Consider the following 17,192-nt stretch of genomic DNA (forward strand, 5'->3'; position numbering starts at 1 on the left):
GTGCGGCGCGGCCGCCGGGGTGCGGCGCGGCCGCCGGGCGGCGTAGCCGCGCCGGCGCTTCACCTGATCATGTTCGCGCTTTCGATCGCCTGATTATACGCTTTGATCATCGACTCCGCGGCCCGCGGCTCGGGATTCTGCTTCAGGTCGCGATAATAGCCGAGCATCGTGGTAAGGCTGCTCTCGGTCGTCCAATAGGTGACGGCGGGCGCCTCGGCCGGCGTCTTGGCCGCTGCCTTTGCCTTGGCATAAGCGGCGCGTTGCTCGTCGAGCGCCTTTTCGATCTCGGCAACCAGCGCATCGCCCTTCGCGATCAGCGCCGGGTTCCGGAGATCGGCTGATCCGTGGAACAGGTCGACCAGCGCTTCCGACTTTTGCAGCGCGAGCTTGGTGGAGTAGGCGAGCGTGTCGCCCTTGTTCTTCATCTCGGCGAGTTCGGCGTCGGTGCGGGCCTTGCGTTCCCGCTTCAGCACGGCGTTGAATGCCTCGCTGCTGGCGAGCGCTGCCCTGAACTCGGCGAGCAGGGGCCCATCTTCCGCCTTGCCGCGGGCGAGTTTGTCGTCCTTGTACGCCTTGCTGTCATAATAGACGTTGAGCGGCTGCAGGCGGGCAAGCAGCTTGTCCAGCGATGCGATCAGCGCGTCGCCCGCCTGGTCGAGGTCGGCCGGCCCGCCGGGCAGGGCGCGCGCCTGCTTGAGCTCGGTCGTGGCCTGTTCGATCCAGCCGTCGCTGACAATGATGCTGTCGGTCGCGGACTGGCTCGGAATCTTGGCGGCTTCGTACTTCTCCGCGGTCTCGGGCAGGCCGAACGTGCCGATCAGCTTGTTATATCCCGTCACATAGGCGTTCAGCTTGGCCTGGGCGGAGTCAGCCGCGCCCGCCATGGTCACGGCATTCCCGCCTTTTCCGCTGCCGTCGCACGCGCCCAGCGCGAGCAGCACGGCCATTCCGATGGCGACCCGGTACCGGTGTTGCGAAGTCCTCATGCCGTTCCTCCCGTTCGTTCGCACAGCGAAACGCTCTGCGCGGCAAAAGGGATGCGGCCGGGAAATGATTAGAGCCAGTTCCGCACCAAAGTCAGTATAAATAGTTGAATAATAGGTATAAAATCTCACTGACTCGCACCAGCCGCCGCGACGGGAGATATGACACAGCCAGTGTCCCACATCTCCGGCCGATACCCCGCCCGACACGGCGCGGTCGCTCGATTCAAACCACGCCGCCACCCGGCTACACCGCGCCGCATGACCGAGGCCTGCCCGCCCTATAAACCCGCCTTTGCCCGCCGCGCCCGCGCGCAGGGCGGCGATGGTCTCACCGATCGCGAGCTCGCTGCCGAATTCGGTGTCCCGCGCGCCACCATCGTCCGCTGGCGCGCCGCTTATCCCGACTTCGCCGAGGCCACCGCGCTCGGCAAGGCCAGGGCAAACGAACGCGTCGAGCGCGCACTCTACGAACGCGCCATCGGCTATGTGGAGGAAGCGGTCCGCGTCTTCCTGCCCGCCGGCGCCGTGGCCCCGGTCATCGTCCGCTATGCCCGCGAAGTGCGGGCAGATGTCCGCGCCGGGCTGCAATGGCTGCGGGCCCGCGATCCGAAGACATGGGCCGGCGTCGGCGGGCCCGACGCCGAGTCCGATGGCCTGGTCGAGCGCCTGCGCAAGGCCATGGCCCGCGTCGCCGACAGGCAAGTGCCCTATGTCCCGGGCTGATCATCCCGCACGAAGCGGCAATCCCCGCCACCCTATGCTACCCTCATCCGGCACCGGCGACTCACGCACCGCCATCACGCCATCCACCAAGCGCCGCCGGAACATCGCGCCGCGCCCCATAAGCGGGCCCCGACAAACGATCGGGCCCCGACACGAAAGAACATCATGGAAGACTATCAACCCACCACCCCGGCCCCCAATCGCCGCATCGCGCTGCTGATCGACGCCGACAATGTCTCGCACACCAAGATCGCCTTGATCCTGGCCGAGCTGTCCAAATACGGCACCGCCAATATCCGCCGCGCCTATGGCGACTGGGGCAGCGCCGGCCTGAAGGGCTGGAAAGAGAAGCTGCACGCCTTCGCCATCCGTCCGATCCAGCAGTTCAGCTATTCGACCGGCAAGAACGCGACGGACATCGCCCTCGTCATCGACGCGATGGAACTGCTCTACACCCAGAAGCTCGACGGCTTCTGCATCGCCTCCAGCGACGCGGATTTCACGCCGCTCGTCATGCAGCTCAAGGCCAACGGCCATGACGTCTATGGCTTTGGCGAACGCAAGACGCCCGATCCGTTCGTCAACGCCTGCACCACCTTCCTCTATCTCGACAGCCTCGCTGATCCCGCCGCACCGGCCCCCGCCGCGCCGCCCGCCGAAAAGAAGGGCAAGGCCGCCGGCGCCGGCGCAAAGGCCAAGGCCGAGGCGTCCCCGCCGAAATCGCCGGGCAAGGTCCTCGCCCAGGACGCCACCCTCGTCACCATCCTGCGCGGCGCGGTCGAGGCGGCCGCCTGGGACGATGGCTGGGCCTCGATGCCCGCCGCCGGCAGCGCGGCCAAGCGCCAGGCCTCGATCGACCCGCGCAATTACGGCATGCGCAATTTCCCCGAGCTGTTCGAGGCGATCGGCCTGTTCGACATCTACAAGGGCGAGGGCGGCCACAGCTTCGTCGCCGACAAGCGCAACAAGGACAAGGCACCACGGCCGTCGCGGTGAGGCCGGGTCACCGCCGCCGCGGCGGCACGGCGGCGTGGCTCAATGGACCAGCGCGGACTCGGCCGGTTCGTCCGGGCGCCCGCGCCGGAACCTGATCGGCAGGTCGACCCAGGCCCGCAGGCTGCGCGGCTGGTCGATCTCCGCCAGCCCCGTGTCGGGCCATTCGTTCCTGGCGGGGAACCATGCCGTGCCGAACAGTCGGTCCCACAGGGTGGTGAAGGCCCCGAAATTACGGTCGAAATGCTTCTCTTCGAGCGAATGGTGGATGCGATGAAACTGGTTGTCGCAGAAAAACACGCGCAACGGCCCGAGATTGATGCGGGTCGGCGAGTGAAGGAAGGATGCCTGGAGATGCAGGATGATCAGCATCGCCGGAACGGTCGGGCCGGTATCGGTCACGATCAGGCTTACCGGCAGCAACAGGAACACCGCCTGGAAGATCGGCTCGCTGACATGGTGATAGGAATTGGCGGCGTTCAGCTCCCGGATGGAGTGATGCACCGCATGAAAGCGCCAGGCGAGGGCATGCTGGGCCCGGTGAAACCAGTAGAAGAAGAAGTCGTAGATCAGCGCGGCCGCGATCGGCGCCACCACCATCCCCGGGATGCCCGCCCAGTCGAAGGACATGGGCAAGCTTATCAGCGGCCTGATGCCGATCGCGACCCACAGATGATGGAACAGCTTGTAGATCACCATGCTGATCGGCACGTAGAACGCCCAGATCCCCAGTCCCATCAGCCTCTGGTGCAGCGACTGCTTCTCGCGCGGGAAGAGAAGTTCGAGCGCCGTCATCAGCGACAGGCTGAACGCGCTCACGATGGCGACCGGCCGCGCCTGGGCCCATATTTCAGCGAGCAGCGTCACCGCACCGCCCTATGCCGTCGCACGACAACAAGCGGTTAATGCGCGTGACGACCGCCGCCCCCGCCGCCCCGCCCGCACGGAAGCCCGGGCACCGTCGCATTGCCGCTTGCCATCCGCGCCGAATCGACCGACCCTCCTCCCGGGAGAGACGATGATGAGACCAGGGATGAGACCAGGACTTTTTCTGGCGGCCGCGATCCTTGGCGCCACCGCCGTTCCGGCCCTTGCGCAGGATGCGCCTGCACCGCCCCCCGGGCTGGGCGAAGTCGTCGTTACCGGCAACCGGCTCAACGCCCGCTATGCGCAGCAGGACCGCCCGGTCGTCGGCCTCCGCCGGCAGGCGGATGCCGCGGTGCTGCAGATCGCGGTCGCGTCGGACTCGCGCGACGAGGCGACCCGCAAGCGAGAGATCCACACCATGGTGCTCGCCGCGCTGGATCGTGCCGGGGCCGCTGGGGTCGAGCTGGTCACGGGCGGCTTCGAGCTGGTCCCGGTCACCAGGGCGACCTATCAGGATCTGCCGTTGGTCTCGGCCGGGCGCGTCGATACCAGCCAGGCGACGCTGATGGTCAAGGTCAGGCTGGCCGGGTCGATCGCCGATGCGGAAAAGCGCCTCGATGCCTTCATCAAGAGCGTGCCGCGCTCGGGCCGCGGCACCGTGGACAAGTCGGGCGCGCTGGCGCTCACCATCGTCAATCCGGATCAGTATCGCGACGCCATCGTGCAACTGGTGGCGGACAATGCCCGCCATTATGCGGCGATGTTCGGCCCCGATTATGCCGTCCAGGTCAGCGGCGTGGACGGCCAGGTTTCCTGGTCGCAGGTGAGCGGCACCGACGTGTTCCTCTATGTGCCCTATCGCTACATGATCCTTCCCAAATGATTCCGGTCGGGAGAAGAGCCATGAAAGCCTTTGCCTGTGCGGTGCTCGGCTGCCTGGCGTTCGTCGCCGGCCCCTCGTTCGCCCAGGATGGGGGCGGTGAGATCGTCGTCACCGGCCAGCGTATTTCCGCCCCCGGCACCATCGTCCGCCCGCCGCCGGTGATCGGGCTGAAGCGCATGGCGGATTCGGCCGTGCGCACGATCGAGATCGTGTCGGATTCGCGCGAGGCGGACATGCGCAAGCGCGAGGTCCAGGCCATGCTGCTCGACGCGATCGACCGCGCGAAACGCGACGGGTTCAGCCTCGTCACCGGTCAGTTCGAGCTGGTCGAGGTCACACGCGCCAACTGGCAGGACCGGTTTCCCGCCCTGGCCGGCAAGGCCGATGCGACCGACGACGAGGATGACGACGATGACGACGACAAGCCGCCGCCGGGGTTCGAGGATGACGGCAGCACCGCGACCGTGCATCTGAAGGTGAAGACGAAGCTGGAAGGCTCGATCGGCAGCGCCCAGCAAAAGATCAACGGCTTCGTCAAATCCGTGCCCGCCACCGGCCGCTCGCAGATCGCACAAAAGGGCCAGCTCGCCCTCACCATCATCAACCCGGAGCAATATCGCGACGACATCTATCGCCGCATCGCCGCCGGCGCCCAACACGCGCTCAGCTTTTACGGCGCGGACTATGGTCTCGACGTCACCGGCCTGGATCAGGCCATCGCCTGGCAGCAGGTGAGCAATACGGAGCTGTTCCTGTACATCCCCTATGGCTTTTCGGTCAGGAAATAGCCGGCGATTGCTCTAGCCGTATCGCTCGATTCAACTGGACCGGCGGCTCGCCTACAAATCCCGATACGCACCCGCCGGGCGCGCGCTGTTTCTCATCGCCGGCAAAAAATCTACCCGCAGGCAAGGGCGGTTCCGCGCATGGCCGATCGGCGCCTCGCCATGCCTCGCCGCATGCTCCCCAATCCCCCCGAATACTGCTATGCCGGTCAGGTCTGATCTGTGGGGGAATAGGCGATGAGCAAGACTGGCTCGGGCGACACCGGCTTTTTCGCGGGGCTTGTGCGGCGCGTGCTGCGCCTTTTCGGCATCAAGCCGAAACAACAGCAGCAGCAGCAGCAGCAGCAACAGCAGCAACAGCAACAACAACAGCAACAGCAGCAGCAGCAGCAGCAGGAATGGGCCCCGGATAGCGCGCCGATGGCCGGGCCGCACGGGTCCGGCACCTCACCCGACGATTGATGAAGCTGCCGTTCGACATCGCAACCAAGCTCATCCTCCGTCTCGTTCTGCCGGGGGCGCTGTTTTCCGCGATATTGTGGCCGCTCATCACCGCCGCGCTGGCCACGCTCCGGGTCACCGTGGCGGAAAGCGTCAGCTTCCCGGTCGCGATCCTCTGCCTCGGCTGGCTCACGCTCCTGCTCGACATGCCGATCTACATGGTGTTCGAGGGTCGGCGATACTGGCCCGCCCGGCTCTGCGCCTGGGGCGTCGCCTGGCAGCAGCGCCGCCTCGCGCGCCTGCGCACGCGCGCCGATGCGCTCGACCGCGCCGATCCGCGCTGCACCGAGCTGCGCCTGATGATCCGCGAATATCCCGCGGGGCCCGACGGGGTCGAACGCGCGCTCTACCCCACGCGCATGGGCAATCTGCTCAAGGCCTTCGAATCCTATCCCGACCGGAAATACGGGCTGGACGGCGTCTTCGCCTGGTATCGCCTCTGGGTCTCGATCGACAAGGATCTGCGCGGGGAGCTGGACGACCAGCAGGCCATTGTCGACAGCGCCATCTATGCCAGTTTCGGCCTGGCGCTGGCCGCGCCGGTCTGCGCCGCCTATGCCGCGACCGGCTGGTTGACGGGCACGCGCTATCTCACGGTGCTGCCCCCGCCGCCCGCCCTGCTCTGCCTCGCCCTGCTCGCCCTGGTGATGAGCTGGGCGCTCTACCACATTTCTCTTCACGCCCAGGCGCAATATGGCGAATTGCTCGCCGCGCTGTTCGACCAGCATATCGGCAAATTGCAATTCACCCCGCTGCTCGAGGACCTCGCGGAGAAAATGGACGATCCCGGCCTGCTCGTCGCCGATCGCCGCACGATGAACCGCGCCGCCGTCCGCTTCCTCAAATGGCACCGCCACCGCAACCCCGGTGAGACGGTCAACCGCATCGTCGAGGGCTGGTAACACGCGGCCATTGCCGCGGCCCATCCACACCTTCTTTCCGCCCCCGCATTCACCCTGTTGCGCTCCAGCAGCTTAATTCCTATCAGATCGATAGGAATACTCCAGCAAGGTGCGTCATGAGCAGCGATTCCGAATTCCTCTGGTACATCCCCAATCAAATCGGCGCCGGCCATCGCGGCGACACCACGCCGGCGGGCACCAGCAGCCTGGACACGCTGACCGAGCACGCCAAAGCGCTCGAGGATCATGGCTGGAAGGGCGCGTTGCTCGGCACCGGCTGGGGGCGGCCCGATACCTTCACCCTCGCCACCGCGCTCACTGCGCGCACCACCAGCTTCGAGCCGCTGATCGCCATCCGCCCCGGCTATTGGCGCCCGGCCAATTTCGCCTCGGCTGCAGCGACGCTCGACGATCTGAGCGGCGGCCGGGTGCGTATCAACATCGTGTCGGGCCAGGACAATCTCGCCGCCTATGGCGACAGCGAGGGCGATCAGGCGCAGCGCTACGCCCGCACCAGGGAATTCATGCAGCTCGCCCGCCGCCTCTGGACCGAGGAGGACGTGACCTATGCCGGCGAGTATTTCCGCGTCACCCGCTCGACCGTGGCCCCGCGCCTGCAGGCCCGTGGCGACCGGCGCCATCCGCGCTTCTATTTCGGCGGCGCCTCCGCCGCGGCCGAGCGGGTCGCCGCGACCGAGGCCGATGTCCAGCTCTTCTGGGGTGAGCCGCTCGACGGCGTGCGCGAGCGGATCGATCGGCTGAAGACGCTGAGCCGCGATCTCGACCGCAACCTGCCGCCGCTCGAATTCGGCCTGCGCATCACCACCCTCGTGCGCGACACCACCGAACAGGCCTGGGCCGATGCCGAGGCCAAGGTCGCCGAGATGGCGAAGGGCGAGGGCAGGGGCTGGAACGACCACCGCAGCTGGGTCGCGACCGGCCAGCAGCGGCTGCTCGATCTCCATGCGCGCGGCGAGGTGCTCGACGACAATCTCTACACCGCGCCCGGCAAGTTCGGCGGCGGCGGCGCCGGCACCACCTGGCTGGTCGGCTCGGCCGCCGATGTCGCCGCCTCGCTGCGCAAATACGAGGCGCTCGGCATCACGCATTTCGTGCTGTCGGACACGCCCTATCTGTCCGAGATCAGGCGTCAGGGCGATCAGCTCCTGCCGCTGCTGCGGCGCGTGCTCGTGCCCGCTTGATCTCGATCAGCGAGAAAAACCCGCGCTGATACGGCCCCATTCTCCGGCGTGCGCGTTCAGTCCGCTCACGCAATCAGGAGCTCTCCATGACTGAGACCAGCCACGACATCCGCACGCTCAACGGCCTGATCGCCACGACGCTCGACAGCGTCGACGGCTATACCGAGGCAGCGAAGGACGCCGAGAACAGCCGTTACGGCCAGCTGTTCACCGCCCGCGCGACGGAGCGCCGCCAGGTCGTCTCCGCGCTCCAGGCCGAAGTATCGCGCCTCGGCGGCAATCCCGAAGACGACGGCACAGTGCTCGCCGGTGCGCACCGCGCCTTCCTGAACCTGAAGGCCGCCGTCACTGGCCAGGACGACGCGGCGATCGTCAACGAGGTCGAGCGCGGCGAAGATCATATCAAGGCGAAGTTCGAATCCGCCCTCGACGATCAGGACCTGTCCGCCGGGACGAAATCGGCGATCCAGACTGCCTATGGCTCGGTTCGCGCCGGCCATGACGAGATGCGCGATCTCAAGCACGCGCTCCAAGCCACCGGCTAGACCCTTCGGCGGCGGCGTGGTTCATGTCCGCGCCGCCGTCGATCCTCTTATCCCCGACAACCCTTGGCCCGCTGCAGGCCGCGCAGGAAGCCGCGGCGCGCAAAGCCCGCGTCGAACGCCGCATTCAGCCGCCGCTCGGCCGGCGCCGCCCCGCTCACTTCGCGCACGAGCCCGCGGAACGGGATCAGCGAATTGACCACTGCCTCGCCGCCCGCCTTGGCCAGGTTGCGCTTCTTCGGCGTACCGTCAGCGTCGAAATCCGGGCCGAGCACGCCGGTCAGCGCCGAGATCGAGCTGGCGATCTGCCGGCAGGTACCGGCGCCACGCGTCGTGTAAGGCGCCTCGCTCACCTGAACGAGCAGCGGCGGGATTTTGGTCTTCGCCACGCCCACGTCGCGCGCCGGCTGCGAGACGATCCGCCCCGCCTCTTGCTCGGTCGTTCTGTTCTGCTGCGCCTGGCCCGCGCTTGCCGGTGCCGCGATGCCCGCGCACGCCGCGGCGAGTGCCGTTGGCAGGATCCATGCTGTCCGTATCGTCATTGCCGTAAGACTCCTATGGGCGAGATTGCGGCCCACCCCCGCCGCGCCAAAGCGGGAGTATACCCGGCCGGCGCCGCCACGAAACCGTCGCTCGTGATCGGCTGTGCCAAAACGCTCCAACACACCGCGCCTGTTTTGTGTCCGCGTTCCCCTCATGGACTCGCGATTAGGCTACGCCGGAGCGGCGGGCGATTTGACTCATCGTCCAGCAAGGGCGCTGCCGACCTTGATTCAACCCTTCCGCCGCACGCGCTATCCGGCCTCCATGCAACCAGGCTGTGACCGATCGTGTTCGTCAGACCAGCGGGAGCGCCTTGCCGAGCGGTTGGCCGAGATGYCCGTGCAGGACGCGCAGCGCCCGCGCCAGCCGCTCCCGGTCGAGCAACCCGCCCAGCGACACGCGCACTGCCTGGCTATCGTCGCGCCCCACCGCGAAGCTGCCCGAACCCACCACCGGCAGACCGAGCGGTCGCATCGCTGCGGCCAGATCATCGGCGCGGAGATGGCCGGGCAGGGGCAACCACAGATGATAGCCCTCGCCCGAGCGCCCGCCCGCCAGGCCGAGCAATTCGTCGGCCAGCTGCCCCCGCCACGCGATCTCGCCGCGCATCGCCGCGACCAGCCGCTCGAACGTCGCGTCGCCGATCCACCGGGTCACCATCGCCGCGTTGAGCGGCGGCGCCATGATCGCGGTCTCGTGCACGTCCGTGGCGAGGCGGATCGCGCTGCCGACGCTCGGCGCGCGGACAAAGGCGACGCGCAGCGCCGGCGTCACGATCTTGGACAGGCTTGCGACGTACCAGCAATGTTCGGGGGCGAAGGCGGCGATCGGCGGGACGGGATCGCGGGCGAGCAGCCCATAGGCGTCGTCCTCGATCACCTGCAGGTCATGGCACCGCGCCACCTGCGCGATCGCCTCGCGCTCGGCCGCAACGATGGTCGCGGTGGTCGGATTGTCGTTGGTCGGCACGACATAGAGCGCGCGCACCGGATGCGTGCGACATGCCACATCGAGCGTCGCGGCGTCGATTGCTTCGAGCGGCAGCAGGATCAGGCCCAGCCGTTCCGCCAGCGCCTTGAAGCCGGGATAGACGAACCGCCCGCACGCCACCATGTCGCCCGCGCCGAGCGTGGCGGTCAGGATCGCGTGCAGCGCATTCTGCCCACCCGCCGTCACGATTACCTGCTCTTCGCCACTCGCCAGGCCGCGCCGGGTCAGCAGCGCGGCGCCGGCCGCGCGGTCCTGCGCCGCACCGCCGGCTGGCGCATATTGCAGCCACGCCATCTCGGATCCGGCGAGCAGCGCGGCCGATGTCTCGGTGATCGCCCGGCTCAGCAGCCCGCCCGGAATCTCCGGCGGCATGTTCATGCCGGTATCGACCAGCGGCGGCGGCACGATTGGCTCGTGCGTCGCGGCGACGAAGCTGCCCGCGCGTCCCCGCGCCTCGATCAGCCCGCGCCGCGCGGCCGAGTCATAGGCCCTGGTCACCGTGGTCAGGTCTACGCCCAGCCTGGCGGCGACCTCGCGCTGCGGCGGCAGCCGGTCGCCCCGGCGCAATTCCCCGCGCGTGATTGCCGCATCGATCGCATCGGCGATCGCCTGATATTTGGCGCCGCTGCTCCGTGTGAGATCCGGGAGCCAGGCGTCAGTCATCGAAATTCCCGGCGCCTTCCTCCGGCGCGCGCCCGTGCAGCTTGTTCCACAAGGCGCCGGTGCCTGCCTCCTGCGCCCGGTTCACATATTGCGAGGCGACCAGCCATCCCTTGATCGGCCGGAGCGGCAACAGGCACCCGGCCACCATCACCGGAATCGACGTCACCAGATGCACCCAGAGCGGTGGATTATAGACCACCTCCATCCACACCAGCAGGAAGGTCAACGGAAAGGCGACGATGCACAGCGAGAAAAAAGCGGGGCCGTCATCCGGCGCGGCGAACCGGTAATCGAGGCCGCACACCTCGCATTCCTTCGTCACCTTCAGCCAGGACGTGAACATATGCCCCTTGCCGCAGCGCGGGCACAGACCCTTCCACCCCGCCTTCAGGATCCAGCGGAACCTGTCCGAGTCATTTTCCAACCGCATCATCGTGCATGCTTTCTGTATCCATACAATAACCCATACATAGTATGGGCCGCGCGCGGAATCCAGTGGTCGCGCGATTGCCCGCGGTCGCGCGATCTGCCACCTTCCCGGCACGAGGACGCTCATGGCCAATGATCTCTTCCTGCACGTTCGCGTCATCGTCGGGGTGATCCTCGGCCTGAGCGTCAGCCGGCTGCTCCTCGGCCTCGCCGCCTTTGTCGAGCATCCCGGCAGGCGGAAGCTGAGCATCGTCCATCTCGGCTGGGTTGCCTGGGCGCTGCTGTCGGTCATCGGCTATTGGTGGTGGGAATTCCGCCTCAGCCACATCACTGACTGGACGTTCGGCCGCTATCTCTTCATCTTCGCCTATGCGTCCTGCTATTTCCTGATCTGCGCGATCCTCTTCCCCGGCGATCTGGACGGCTATGACGGGTATGACGAGTATTTCCTGTCGCGCCGCAAATGGCTGTTCGGCCTGATCGCGCTGACCTTCTTCCTCGATATCGGCGACACGCTGCTGAAGGGCGTGGCCTATTTCGAGGCGAACGGGCTGATGTACTCAGCCCGCGCCCTGCTCTCGATTCTGGGCTGCGCGCTCGGCGCGGTCACCGTCTCGCGCCGCGTCCAGCTCGGTCTGGTCGCTGTCGCGATCCTCGGCCAGCTTGGCTTTTTCTTCGTCTATTTCGACCGGCTCGGCTGACTCAGCGCTTCTCCAGGCGCCCGGCCGGACAATCCGCCGCGCGCCGCACCGGGTTGCACCGCGCCGTCACCCCGCCCGGCAACCGCACCTGATAGCCGCCGGCGAACCGCGCATCGGGCCACAGATAATCGGTCGAGACATAGTGGGCCCCGCTGGCGAACGCCGCCTCGCGCCGCTTGGTGTCGTTGACCCGCGCTTCCTTGGTATCGGCATCCGCCCGCGTCCGCACCAGATAGCCCGCCGCGACGTCGCGCCGGATGCGATCACCCTCGGCAACCGGATCGTTGATGGTAAGATAGGCCGCCGCTGGCGAGTCCTCGTCAGTGCTGATGAAGAACACCCGCCCCTCGAGCGACTTCCGCGCGCCGCGATAGCCTGCCACCTTCTCCGGCGTCTCGTCGAGCGTGAACAGGAAGCGCCCGCGCGCCCTGTCCAGCGTCGGCCAGTTGCCCGCGCGCACCGCGTCGCGCAGCGTGGGATACCTGCCCTGAACCTCGTCCGGCACGATCAGCTTCGTCACCGGCATCACCGAACGGATCTCGGCATCGAGCGCATCCCACGCCGCCGCATCGAACGGAAGCGCGTCGATCCCGCCGCGCCACGCGTTCTTCTCGTCCTTGGCGTTGAACATCAGCATAATCGGCACATGACCGGGATGCTTGTCGGACCAGCGCAGGATGATCCGCAGGCACTCGGTCAGCAGCACGCAGCTGCTCGAATTGTCGATGCCCGGAATGTGCAGCACCTTGAACCCGGGCTGCAACAGCTTCGGGTCGCTCGATCCCTTTGCGTAGAAGCCGCCCTTGGGATCGTAATTGACGTCGATCTCCAACTGCCGCGCACCGGCATCGAGCTGCTCGGCCAGCGGCCGGTGCGCATAATCGAGCATCTCGGCGATCGGCACGCTGACCGCCCGCACCTTCGCCATGGTCTCGACCGGCATCGCCAGCTTGTAGCTGTTGTGCGTGCCGACCACGCTCACATCGTTCAACCGCAGCGGCGCCGGTTTCGGGGCAGGGGGTTGCTCCGCCGCGGCAAGCAGCGCGATCAGGGGAAGGATCATCTGTGTCTCCGGGCCGGAGAGCACCGACTACTCCGTCGGCGCGAGCTTGTCCTGCGTCTTCGTCAGGAAATCCGCCGCATCGTGCCGCTCGTGCAGCTGGCTCGCCGGATCGCCCATCACGCGGTTGACCATCCGCCCGCGCGCCACTGCCGGCCGCGCCGCGATCTGGTCGGTCCAGCGCTGCAGGTTCTTATAGTCCTGCACCTGCAGGAATTCGCCCGCATCATAGGCCAGGCCCTTCGCCAGCGCGCCATACCAGGGCCAGGTCGCGATGTCGGCGATGGTATAGGCGTCGCCGCCGAGATATTCGTTCTCGGCCAGCCGCCGGTCGAGAACGTCGAGCTGGCGCTTCACTTCCATCGCATAGCGATCGATCGCATATTCGATCTTGATCGGTGCATAGGCGAAGAAATGGCCGAAGCCGCCGCCGAGGAAAGGCGCGCTGCCCATCTGCCAGAACAGCCAGGACAGGCACTCCGCGCGGGCCGCCGTCTCGGTCGGCAGGAATTCCCCGAACTTCTCGGCGAGATGCATCAGGATCGCGCCGGATTCGAACACGCGGATCGGCTCGGGTCCGCTGCGGTCCATCAGCGCGGGGATCTTGGAATTGGGGTTCACCTCGACGAACCCGCTGCCGAACTGGTCGCCCTGGTTGATGCGGATCAGCCAGGCGTCATACTCCGCGCCCTTATGGCCCAGCTCAAGCAGCTCCTCGAGCATGATCGTCACCTTCACGCCATTGGGCGTGCCCAGCGAATAGAGCTGGAAGGGGTGCTTGCCGACCGGCAGGTCCTTGTCATGCGTCGCGCCGGCGATCGGCCGGTTGATATTGGCAAAGGCGCCGCCATTCTCCTTGTTCCAGGTCCAGACCTTGGGGGGCGTGTACGCAGGCGTATCGGTCATGCTGGGCTCCTCACTATCGCGCAGGAGATAGTTGCTTTCGGTCGCGTAACCAGTGCGGCTCGAAATAAACCGTGCCGCGTTCGGGTCAGGGGGTCTGGAACCCCAACGCCCGCACTTCAAGGTCCGCCTTGCGCGGGTCTTCGTGGAAGAACAGCCCGCCCGTCGCCTTGCCCTTGCCGGGCACATAATCAATCGTCGCGCCGCTCGTCTCGATCTCGGCACCGCCCGCTTTCAGCACGCCTTCGATCTCCACCGCAGCGGCAGTCCCGTCAGTGCGGTTGCGCGCTTCGAACGAGACGACATAGCCCGATGCCGCCGGCGCCACGTCGGTGACCGCGACCTCGATCTGCGGCAACTGCGCCGCCTCGCCGTTCAGCGCCTCGCGTCCGATCACCGCGATCAGGAACAGCAACAGCACCGCGCCGATGCCGGCGGCGATCCACTCGAGCGGGGGCGTGTCGATCTTCTTCGTCCCGGCCATCGCCGACTCCTATACGACCAGCCGGGCCACGGCCGCGCCGATCGCCGCCGGGAAGCCGAGCACCACTACCGTCGCCGCGATCGCGCCGATATCGCCGCCATCTGCCCGCCCGAAGGTCCACAGCGTGTAGAAGCTGACCAGCAGCGCGATGGCGTAGCCAGGTACGGTGTAGATCAGGAAGCGCCGGTCGAACCCATAGCCCTTGGGCGCCTCTTCCTGCCCGGCAAAGCCGACCGAGAAGACCAGGGCATGCAGCAGCGCCAGCGACACGGCGATCAGTGCCAGACTGTGCCACGGCGTCATCTTGAAGCCGATCAGGATCATTTCCTCGGTCGGCGCGACGTTGAAGGCGAGGAATAGCGCGCCGGCCATCATCAGGAACAACTGCCCCGCATAGCCGGCGGAGCGCGCTTCATGCTCCGCATTCTCATCGCTCTCGCCCGCGCCGAGCTGCTTGCGCGCGATCATCGCACCGAAGCTCCCGGGCACGCTCTGGATTGCGATCATGCCGGCCATTTCGTCGATCGGCATGGCGGGCTTGAGCACTCCGAACAGCGCCAGCACCACCGCCGATGCGATGATCCCGACGCCGTACGCCGCCAGCCCGTCGAGCATATCCTCCACCAAGGTCGAGGTGCGCTCAAACCCGCCGAAGCGCGACAGGATGACCAGCACGACGAAGTTCAGCACCATGAACAGCAGCAGCCGCGAACAGCAGCAGCCGCGCCGGATGCGTGTAGAGGCCGAGCGACCACATCTCCATCGTCATCAGCAGGGGGAGGCCGAACAGAATCGCCCCGGCAAAGGCCCGCGCCAGGCCGTAAGCATAGTCGCGGTTGGGCGTGGCGGCGGTCATGCGATCCTTCGGGCTAATCGGCCATGGTGATCCGGACGTTTATACGATCGTCTGCCGACACTAGGTCCGTACGCGCAACGGGCGTTCCGCTGCCTCACCAGTAATTGGCGGGGTCTGGCGTCGGCGCCTTGCAGGCGCGATTGCTGCCATGCTTGCAGGCATAGACCTGGCGGCGCCAGTCGCGCATCGCGTCGGCATAGGCACGTTCCTGGCGATCGGCGATGCGGGCGTCGCGTGCGACTTCGCGGTGATGCGCGCGCAGGGCTTCGCGATAGGCGGCGAGATCGGCGGCGTATTGCGTGTCGGCACTCGCCTGCGTGTCGGCATTGACCTCGGCGACGGCGCTCTGGCGGGCGGCGGCCTGCGCCGCGACATCCTGGTTGGCGGCTGCCACGTCCGGGCTGTTGACGTCCTTCTCCGCGCCGGACGTGGCAGGGGCGGGCGGCGCGGTCTGGGCGGTTGCCGTGGCGGCGCTGCCCAGCAGGGCAAGCGCCAGTGCGATGCTTTTCGTTTTCATGATCCAACTCCGTACACGGGGCCAGCTAAACGGATGCGCGAGGTCACTGTTCCCTGTGCGCACCGCCTGGCGTCCCGCCGGACCTGTCGCGATCATCCCGCCGGCCGCGTTCCTCGCCGCATCGCCCAGCGCAGCGCGCGGCGCAGCATCAACAGCGTCGCGGTGGCGCCCGCCAGCAGCAGCAGCGCCACGCCGATCGCGATGACCGGATTGGCCAGCGCCAGGATCAGCAAGCCGCCCGTCGCCACATCCTCGGTCGTGGACACCAATATATTGCTCACGGGTTCGGGGCTCGCATTGACCACCGCGCGCGTGCCGGCCTTCGCGCTGTGAGTCAGCAGTGAGGCACCGCCGCCCAGGATGAGGGCGATCACCTGCCATTTGGGATCGCCGGGGTCGACGATCGCCAGGGCAAGCAACGCCCCGCCAACGGGGCGGATCAGCGTGTGGACCGCGTCCCAGGCACTGTCGATCCACATCACTTTGTCCGCCAGGAACTCGGCCAGCGCCGCCACCCCCGCGACGCCGATCACCCAGGGATTGGCCAGGATGTCGAGTTGATGGAGGTGCGCAGGCAGGGCGAGCCAGCCACTGTGCATCGCGACGCCGGTGGCAAAGATGCAGAGATAGAGCCGCCAGCCCGATAACAGGCTGACGCTCGCAGCCAGGCCGAGGATCTCCGCTACGCCCATGACGCGAGGATCACATGCCGCGTGCCGGTACGCAACCGTCGGAACACGATGCCAGACCGCCCGTTGATGCCGCAACATCCTCAACCAGCATGGGAAAGATCATGGCGCCGCGAACGACGAGCAAAGCCAAACCAAAGCCGCCGATCGGGCGCACCACCGCCATCTCGCTCGGCGCCGCGGCGGTTGCGATCGGCGGGGTGCTCGTCACCCTTCTGGCGCGGGGCCGCAGCTATGCCGCATCGGCCGAGCATGCAGCGCCCGATCTTGCGCTCGACCAGCCTCATCCCGGCCCGCAAGACCGCGCGCCGCTCGCCTTCCGCCCGGATCCGACGGCGGCGGTCACACCCGGCGAACGTGAAGCGCTGCGCCCGCCATCGGGTTTCCCGTCGATGACGACTCACTAGGATTGCAACCATCCTCGTGCCTGCCGCGTTGCGCAGGCATAACGAAACGGGAGAGTGATATGCGTACCATGACCCTCGGCCTGCTGGCCGCGGCTACCCTCAGCGCCGGCCTTGTCTCGGGCTGTACAAGCTATGGCGACGAAGGGGTCGATCCCCGTTATCGTACATACCGGCAATATGATTATAACCGGCCGGACCCCCAATATAACGGCTATTATGCCGACCGGTATTATCGCGATTCGCCGCGCTATCGGGAACGCCGCCTGTCGCGTAACGACCGCGTTTATCGTGGTCAGGACGGCCGTTATTATTGCCGCCGCTCGGACGGCACGACCGGCTTGCTCGTCGGTGCGGCGGTGGGCGGCCTGCTCGGCAACATCATCGCGCCGGGCGGTTCCAAGACGCTCGGCACCTTGCTCGGCGCGGCGGGCGGCGGCGTCGCCGGTGCCTCGATCGACGCCAACAACACGCGCTGCCGTTAACTGACGCGCCGGGCGCGGCCGTGCCGCGCCCGGCCACGTCGCGTTCCTCCTAGCGCGCGATCGGCGGCACCTCTATCAAGTCCC

Annotated in this window: 23 protein-coding genes; 11 read left to right on the top strand and 12 right to left on the bottom strand. The window is 67.1% G+C overall.

Features of this window, described 5'->3' with window-relative positions:
• Positions 1 to 59: 59 nt before the first annotated feature.
• Positions 60 to 986, bottom strand: coding sequence for a DUF3829 domain-containing protein (locus tag AC1DX5_RS14785; RefSeq protein ID WP_478016187.1), 927 nt, complete (start codon positions 984 to 986; stop codon positions 60 to 62).
• Between the two features lie 258 nt (positions 987 to 1,244).
• Between AC1DX5_RS14785 and AC1DX5_RS14790 the strand changes: the two genes are divergently transcribed.
• Together AC1DX5_RS14790 and AC1DX5_RS14795 are read left to right on the top strand one after the other, a co-directional pair.
• Positions 1,245 to 1,709 (top strand): hypothetical protein, encoded by a 465-nt coding sequence (locus AC1DX5_RS14790; protein ID WP_478016188.1) that lies wholly within the window; start codon positions 1,245 to 1,247, stop codon positions 1,707 to 1,709.
• 165 nt (positions 1,710 to 1,874) lie between these two features.
• Positions 1,875 to 2,705: an NYN domain-containing protein gene (locus tag AC1DX5_RS14795; RefSeq protein WP_478016189.1), complete on the top strand. Its 831-nt coding sequence runs from the start codon at positions 1,875 to 1,877 to the stop codon at positions 2,703 to 2,705.
• Positions 2,706 to 2,744: 39 nt separating this feature from the next.
• On the opposite strand, the gene AC1DX5_RS14800 is transcribed toward AC1DX5_RS14795, so the two are convergent.
• Positions 2,745 to 3,569 (bottom strand): sterol desaturase family protein, encoded by an 825-nt coding sequence (locus AC1DX5_RS14800; RefSeq protein ID WP_478016190.1) that lies wholly within the window; start codon positions 3,567 to 3,569, stop codon positions 2,745 to 2,747.
• Between the two features lie 166 nt (positions 3,570 to 3,735).
• Here AC1DX5_RS14800 and AC1DX5_RS14805 point away from each other — a divergent pair, with 166 nt between their 5' ends.
• From AC1DX5_RS14805 to AC1DX5_RS14830, 6 genes are all read left to right on the top strand, one after another.
• Entirely contained in the window at positions 3,736 to 4,452 is a 717-nt protein-coding gene (locus tag AC1DX5_RS14805) for a TonB-dependent receptor (protein ID WP_478016191.1), read from the top strand.
• A 20-nt stretch (positions 4,453 to 4,472) separates the two neighbouring features.
• The gene (locus AC1DX5_RS14810; RefSeq protein WP_478016192.1) at positions 4,473 to 5,240 is read left to right on the top strand and encodes a hypothetical protein; all 768 of its coding nucleotides are present in this window, start codon (positions 4,473 to 4,475) and stop codon (positions 5,238 to 5,240) included.
• Between the two features lie 234 nt (positions 5,241 to 5,474).
• Positions 5,475 to 5,699, top strand: a complete 225-nt coding sequence (locus AC1DX5_RS14815; protein ID WP_465170192.1) for a hypothetical protein — start codon at positions 5,475 to 5,477, stop codon at positions 5,697 to 5,699.
• The gene (locus AC1DX5_RS14820; protein WP_478016193.1) at positions 5,699 to 6,640 is read left to right on the top strand and encodes a hypothetical protein; all 942 of its coding nucleotides are present in this window, start codon (positions 5,699 to 5,701) and stop codon (positions 6,638 to 6,640) included. Before AC1DX5_RS14815 ends, AC1DX5_RS14820 begins: the two co-directional genes overlap by 1 nt.
• A gap of 116 nt (positions 6,641 to 6,756) precedes the next feature.
• A complete protein-coding gene (locus AC1DX5_RS14825; protein WP_478016194.1) occupies positions 6,757 to 7,842 on the top strand; it encodes an LLM class flavin-dependent oxidoreductase in 1,086 nt (361 codons plus the stop codon).
• 86 nt (positions 7,843 to 7,928) lie between these two features.
• Positions 7,929 to 8,387: a PA2169 family four-helix-bundle protein gene (locus AC1DX5_RS14830; RefSeq protein WP_478016195.1), complete on the top strand. Its 459-nt coding sequence runs from the start codon at positions 7,929 to 7,931 to the stop codon at positions 8,385 to 8,387.
• Between the two features lie 47 nt (positions 8,388 to 8,434).
• Here the strand turns inward: AC1DX5_RS14830 and AC1DX5_RS14835 are convergent, their stop codons facing one another.
• From AC1DX5_RS14835 to AC1DX5_RS14845, 3 genes are all read right to left on the bottom strand, one after another.
• Positions 8,435 to 8,926 (bottom strand): hypothetical protein, encoded by a 492-nt coding sequence (locus tag AC1DX5_RS14835; RefSeq protein ID WP_478016196.1) that lies wholly within the window; start codon positions 8,924 to 8,926, stop codon positions 8,435 to 8,437.
• A 295-nt stretch (positions 8,927 to 9,221) separates the two neighbouring features.
• Positions 9,222 to 10,580, bottom strand: a complete 1,359-nt coding sequence (locus AC1DX5_RS14840; protein WP_478016197.1) for an aminotransferase-like domain-containing protein — start codon at positions 10,578 to 10,580, stop codon at positions 9,222 to 9,224.
• A complete protein-coding gene (locus tag AC1DX5_RS14845) occupies positions 10,573 to 11,013 on the bottom strand; it encodes a DUF983 domain-containing protein (RefSeq protein ID WP_478016198.1) in 441 nt (146 codons plus the stop codon). Before AC1DX5_RS14845 ends, AC1DX5_RS14840 begins: the two co-directional genes overlap by 8 nt.
• Before the next feature lie 121 nt (positions 11,014 to 11,134).
• Here AC1DX5_RS14845 and AC1DX5_RS14850 point away from each other — a divergent pair, with 121 nt between their 5' ends.
• Positions 11,135 to 11,710, top strand: coding sequence for a hypothetical protein (locus tag AC1DX5_RS14850; protein ID WP_478016199.1), 576 nt, complete (start codon positions 11,135 to 11,137; stop codon positions 11,708 to 11,710).
• 1 nt (position 11,711) lies between these two features.
• Here AC1DX5_RS14850 and AC1DX5_RS14855 read toward each other — a convergent pair whose 3' ends face one another.
• The 7 genes from AC1DX5_RS14855 to AC1DX5_RS14885 all read right to left on the bottom strand — a co-directional run bounded on the left by AC1DX5_RS14855 (position 11,712) and on the right by AC1DX5_RS14885 (position 16,222).
• The gene (locus tag AC1DX5_RS14855) at positions 11,712 to 12,773 is read right to left on the bottom strand and encodes a Ca2+-dependent phosphoinositide-specific phospholipase C (RefSeq protein WP_478016200.1); all 1,062 of its coding nucleotides are present in this window, start codon (positions 12,771 to 12,773) and stop codon (positions 11,712 to 11,714) included.
• Between the two features lie 27 nt (positions 12,774 to 12,800).
• Entirely contained in the window at positions 12,801 to 13,676 is an 876-nt protein-coding gene (yghU, locus tag AC1DX5_RS14860) for a glutathione-dependent disulfide-bond oxidoreductase (RefSeq protein WP_478016201.1), read from the bottom strand.
• Positions 13,677 to 13,761: 85 nt separating this feature from the next.
• Positions 13,762 to 14,157, bottom strand: a complete 396-nt coding sequence (locus AC1DX5_RS14865) for a hypothetical protein (protein WP_465174464.1) — start codon at positions 14,155 to 14,157, stop codon at positions 13,762 to 13,764.
• 9 nt (positions 14,158 to 14,166) lie between these two features.
• Positions 14,167 to 14,850 carry a TIGR02587 family membrane protein gene (locus AC1DX5_RS14870; RefSeq protein ID WP_478016202.1) on the bottom strand — a complete coding sequence of 228 codons (684 nt, stop codon included), beginning with the start codon at positions 14,848 to 14,850 and terminating at the stop codon, positions 14,167 to 14,169.
• A complete protein-coding gene (locus AC1DX5_RS14875; RefSeq protein ID WP_478016203.1) occupies positions 14,798 to 15,013 on the bottom strand; it encodes a DUF2391 family protein in 216 nt (71 codons plus the stop codon). Before AC1DX5_RS14875 ends, AC1DX5_RS14870 begins: the two co-directional genes overlap by 53 nt.
• Positions 15,014 to 15,107: 94 nt before the next feature.
• On the bottom strand, positions 15,108 to 15,530 hold the full coding sequence (locus tag AC1DX5_RS14880) for a hypothetical protein (RefSeq protein WP_465170180.1): 423 nt from the start codon (positions 15,528 to 15,530) through the stop codon (positions 15,108 to 15,110).
• Positions 15,531 to 15,622: 92 nt separating this feature from the next.
• Positions 15,623 to 16,222 (bottom strand): DUF4126 domain-containing protein, encoded by a 600-nt coding sequence (locus AC1DX5_RS14885; RefSeq protein WP_465174462.1) that lies wholly within the window; start codon positions 16,220 to 16,222, stop codon positions 15,623 to 15,625.
• A 101-nt stretch (positions 16,223 to 16,323) separates the two neighbouring features.
• Between AC1DX5_RS14885 and AC1DX5_RS14890 the strand changes: the two genes are divergently transcribed.
• Together AC1DX5_RS14890 and AC1DX5_RS14895 are read left to right on the top strand one after the other, a co-directional pair.
• Positions 16,324 to 16,626, top strand: coding sequence for a hypothetical protein (locus AC1DX5_RS14890; RefSeq protein ID WP_465170178.1), 303 nt, complete (start codon positions 16,324 to 16,326; stop codon positions 16,624 to 16,626).
• 59 nt (positions 16,627 to 16,685) lie between these two features.
• On the top strand, positions 16,686 to 17,108 hold the full coding sequence (locus AC1DX5_RS14895) for a glycine zipper 2TM domain-containing protein (protein WP_465170177.1): 423 nt from the start codon (positions 16,686 to 16,688) through the stop codon (positions 17,106 to 17,108).
• The last annotated feature ends 84 nt before the right edge of the window (positions 17,109 to 17,192 follow it).

This window comes from Sphingomonas sp. P2_B6, assembly GCF_056404755.1.

Excerpts from the sequence above, each read along its gene's own strand:
- AC1DX5_RS14845 (WP_478016198.1), bottom strand. The coding sequence starts at position 11,013 with ATGATGCGGTTGGAAAATGACTCGGACAGGTTCCGCTGGATCCTGAAG.
- AC1DX5_RS14895 (WP_465170177.1), top strand. The coding sequence starts at position 16,686 with ATGCGTACCATGACCCTCGGCCTGCTGGCCGCGGCTACCCTCAGCGCC.
- AC1DX5_RS14820 (WP_478016193.1), top strand. The coding sequence starts at position 5,699 with ATGAAGCTGCCGTTCGACATCGCAACCAAGCTCATCCTCCGTCTCGTT.
- AC1DX5_RS14855 (WP_478016200.1), bottom strand. The coding sequence starts at position 12,773 with ATGATCCTTCCCCTGATCGCGCTGCTTGCCGCGGCGGAGCAACCCCCT.
- AC1DX5_RS14835 (WP_478016196.1), bottom strand. The coding sequence starts at position 8,926 with ATGACGATACGGACAGCATGGATCCTGCCAACGGCACTCGCCGCGGCG.
- AC1DX5_RS14790 (WP_478016188.1), top strand. The coding sequence starts at position 1,245 with ATGACCGAGGCCTGCCCGCCCTATAAACCCGCCTTTGCCCGCCGCGCC.
- AC1DX5_RS14785 (WP_478016187.1), bottom strand. The coding sequence starts at position 986 with ATGAGGACTTCGCAACACCGGTACCGGGTCGCCATCGGAATGGCCGTG.
- AC1DX5_RS14850 (WP_478016199.1), top strand. The coding sequence starts at position 11,135 with ATGGCCAATGATCTCTTCCTGCACGTTCGCGTCATCGTCGGGGTGATC.
- AC1DX5_RS14815 (WP_465170192.1), top strand. The coding sequence starts at position 5,475 with ATGAGCAAGACTGGCTCGGGCGACACCGGCTTTTTCGCGGGGCTTGTG.
- AC1DX5_RS14825 (WP_478016194.1), top strand. The coding sequence starts at position 6,757 with ATGAGCAGCGATTCCGAATTCCTCTGGTACATCCCCAATCAAATCGGC.
- AC1DX5_RS14880 (WP_465170180.1), bottom strand. The coding sequence starts at position 15,530 with ATGAAAACGAAAAGCATCGCACTGGCGCTTGCCCTGCTGGGCAGCGCC.
- AC1DX5_RS14795 (WP_478016189.1), top strand. The coding sequence starts at position 1,875 with ATGGAAGACTATCAACCCACCACCCCGGCCCCCAATCGCCGCATCGCG.
- AC1DX5_RS14875 (WP_478016203.1), bottom strand. The coding sequence starts at position 15,013 with ATGACCGCCGCCACGCCCAACCGCGACTATGCTTACGGCCTGGCGCGG.
- AC1DX5_RS14870 (WP_478016202.1), bottom strand. The coding sequence starts at position 14,850 with ATGGTGCTGAACTTCGTCGTGCTGGTCATCCTGTCGCGCTTCGGCGGG.
- AC1DX5_RS14885 (WP_465174462.1), bottom strand. The coding sequence starts at position 16,222 with ATGGGCGTAGCGGAGATCCTCGGCCTGGCTGCGAGCGTCAGCCTGTTA.
- AC1DX5_RS14890 (WP_465170178.1), top strand. The coding sequence starts at position 16,324 with ATGGCGCCGCGAACGACGAGCAAAGCCAAACCAAAGCCGCCGATCGGG.
- AC1DX5_RS14810 (WP_478016192.1), top strand. The coding sequence starts at position 4,473 with ATGAAAGCCTTTGCCTGTGCGGTGCTCGGCTGCCTGGCGTTCGTCGCC.
- AC1DX5_RS14865 (WP_465174464.1), bottom strand. The coding sequence starts at position 14,157 with ATGGCCGGGACGAAGAAGATCGACACGCCCCCGCTCGAGTGGATCGCC.
- yghU (WP_478016201.1), bottom strand. The coding sequence starts at position 13,676 with ATGACCGATACGCCTGCGTACACGCCCCCCAAGGTCTGGACCTGGAAC.
- AC1DX5_RS14830 (WP_478016195.1), top strand. The coding sequence starts at position 7,929 with ATGACTGAGACCAGCCACGACATCCGCACGCTCAACGGCCTGATCGCC.
- AC1DX5_RS14805 (WP_478016191.1), top strand. The coding sequence starts at position 3,736 with ATGAGACCAGGACTTTTTCTGGCGGCCGCGATCCTTGGCGCCACCGCC.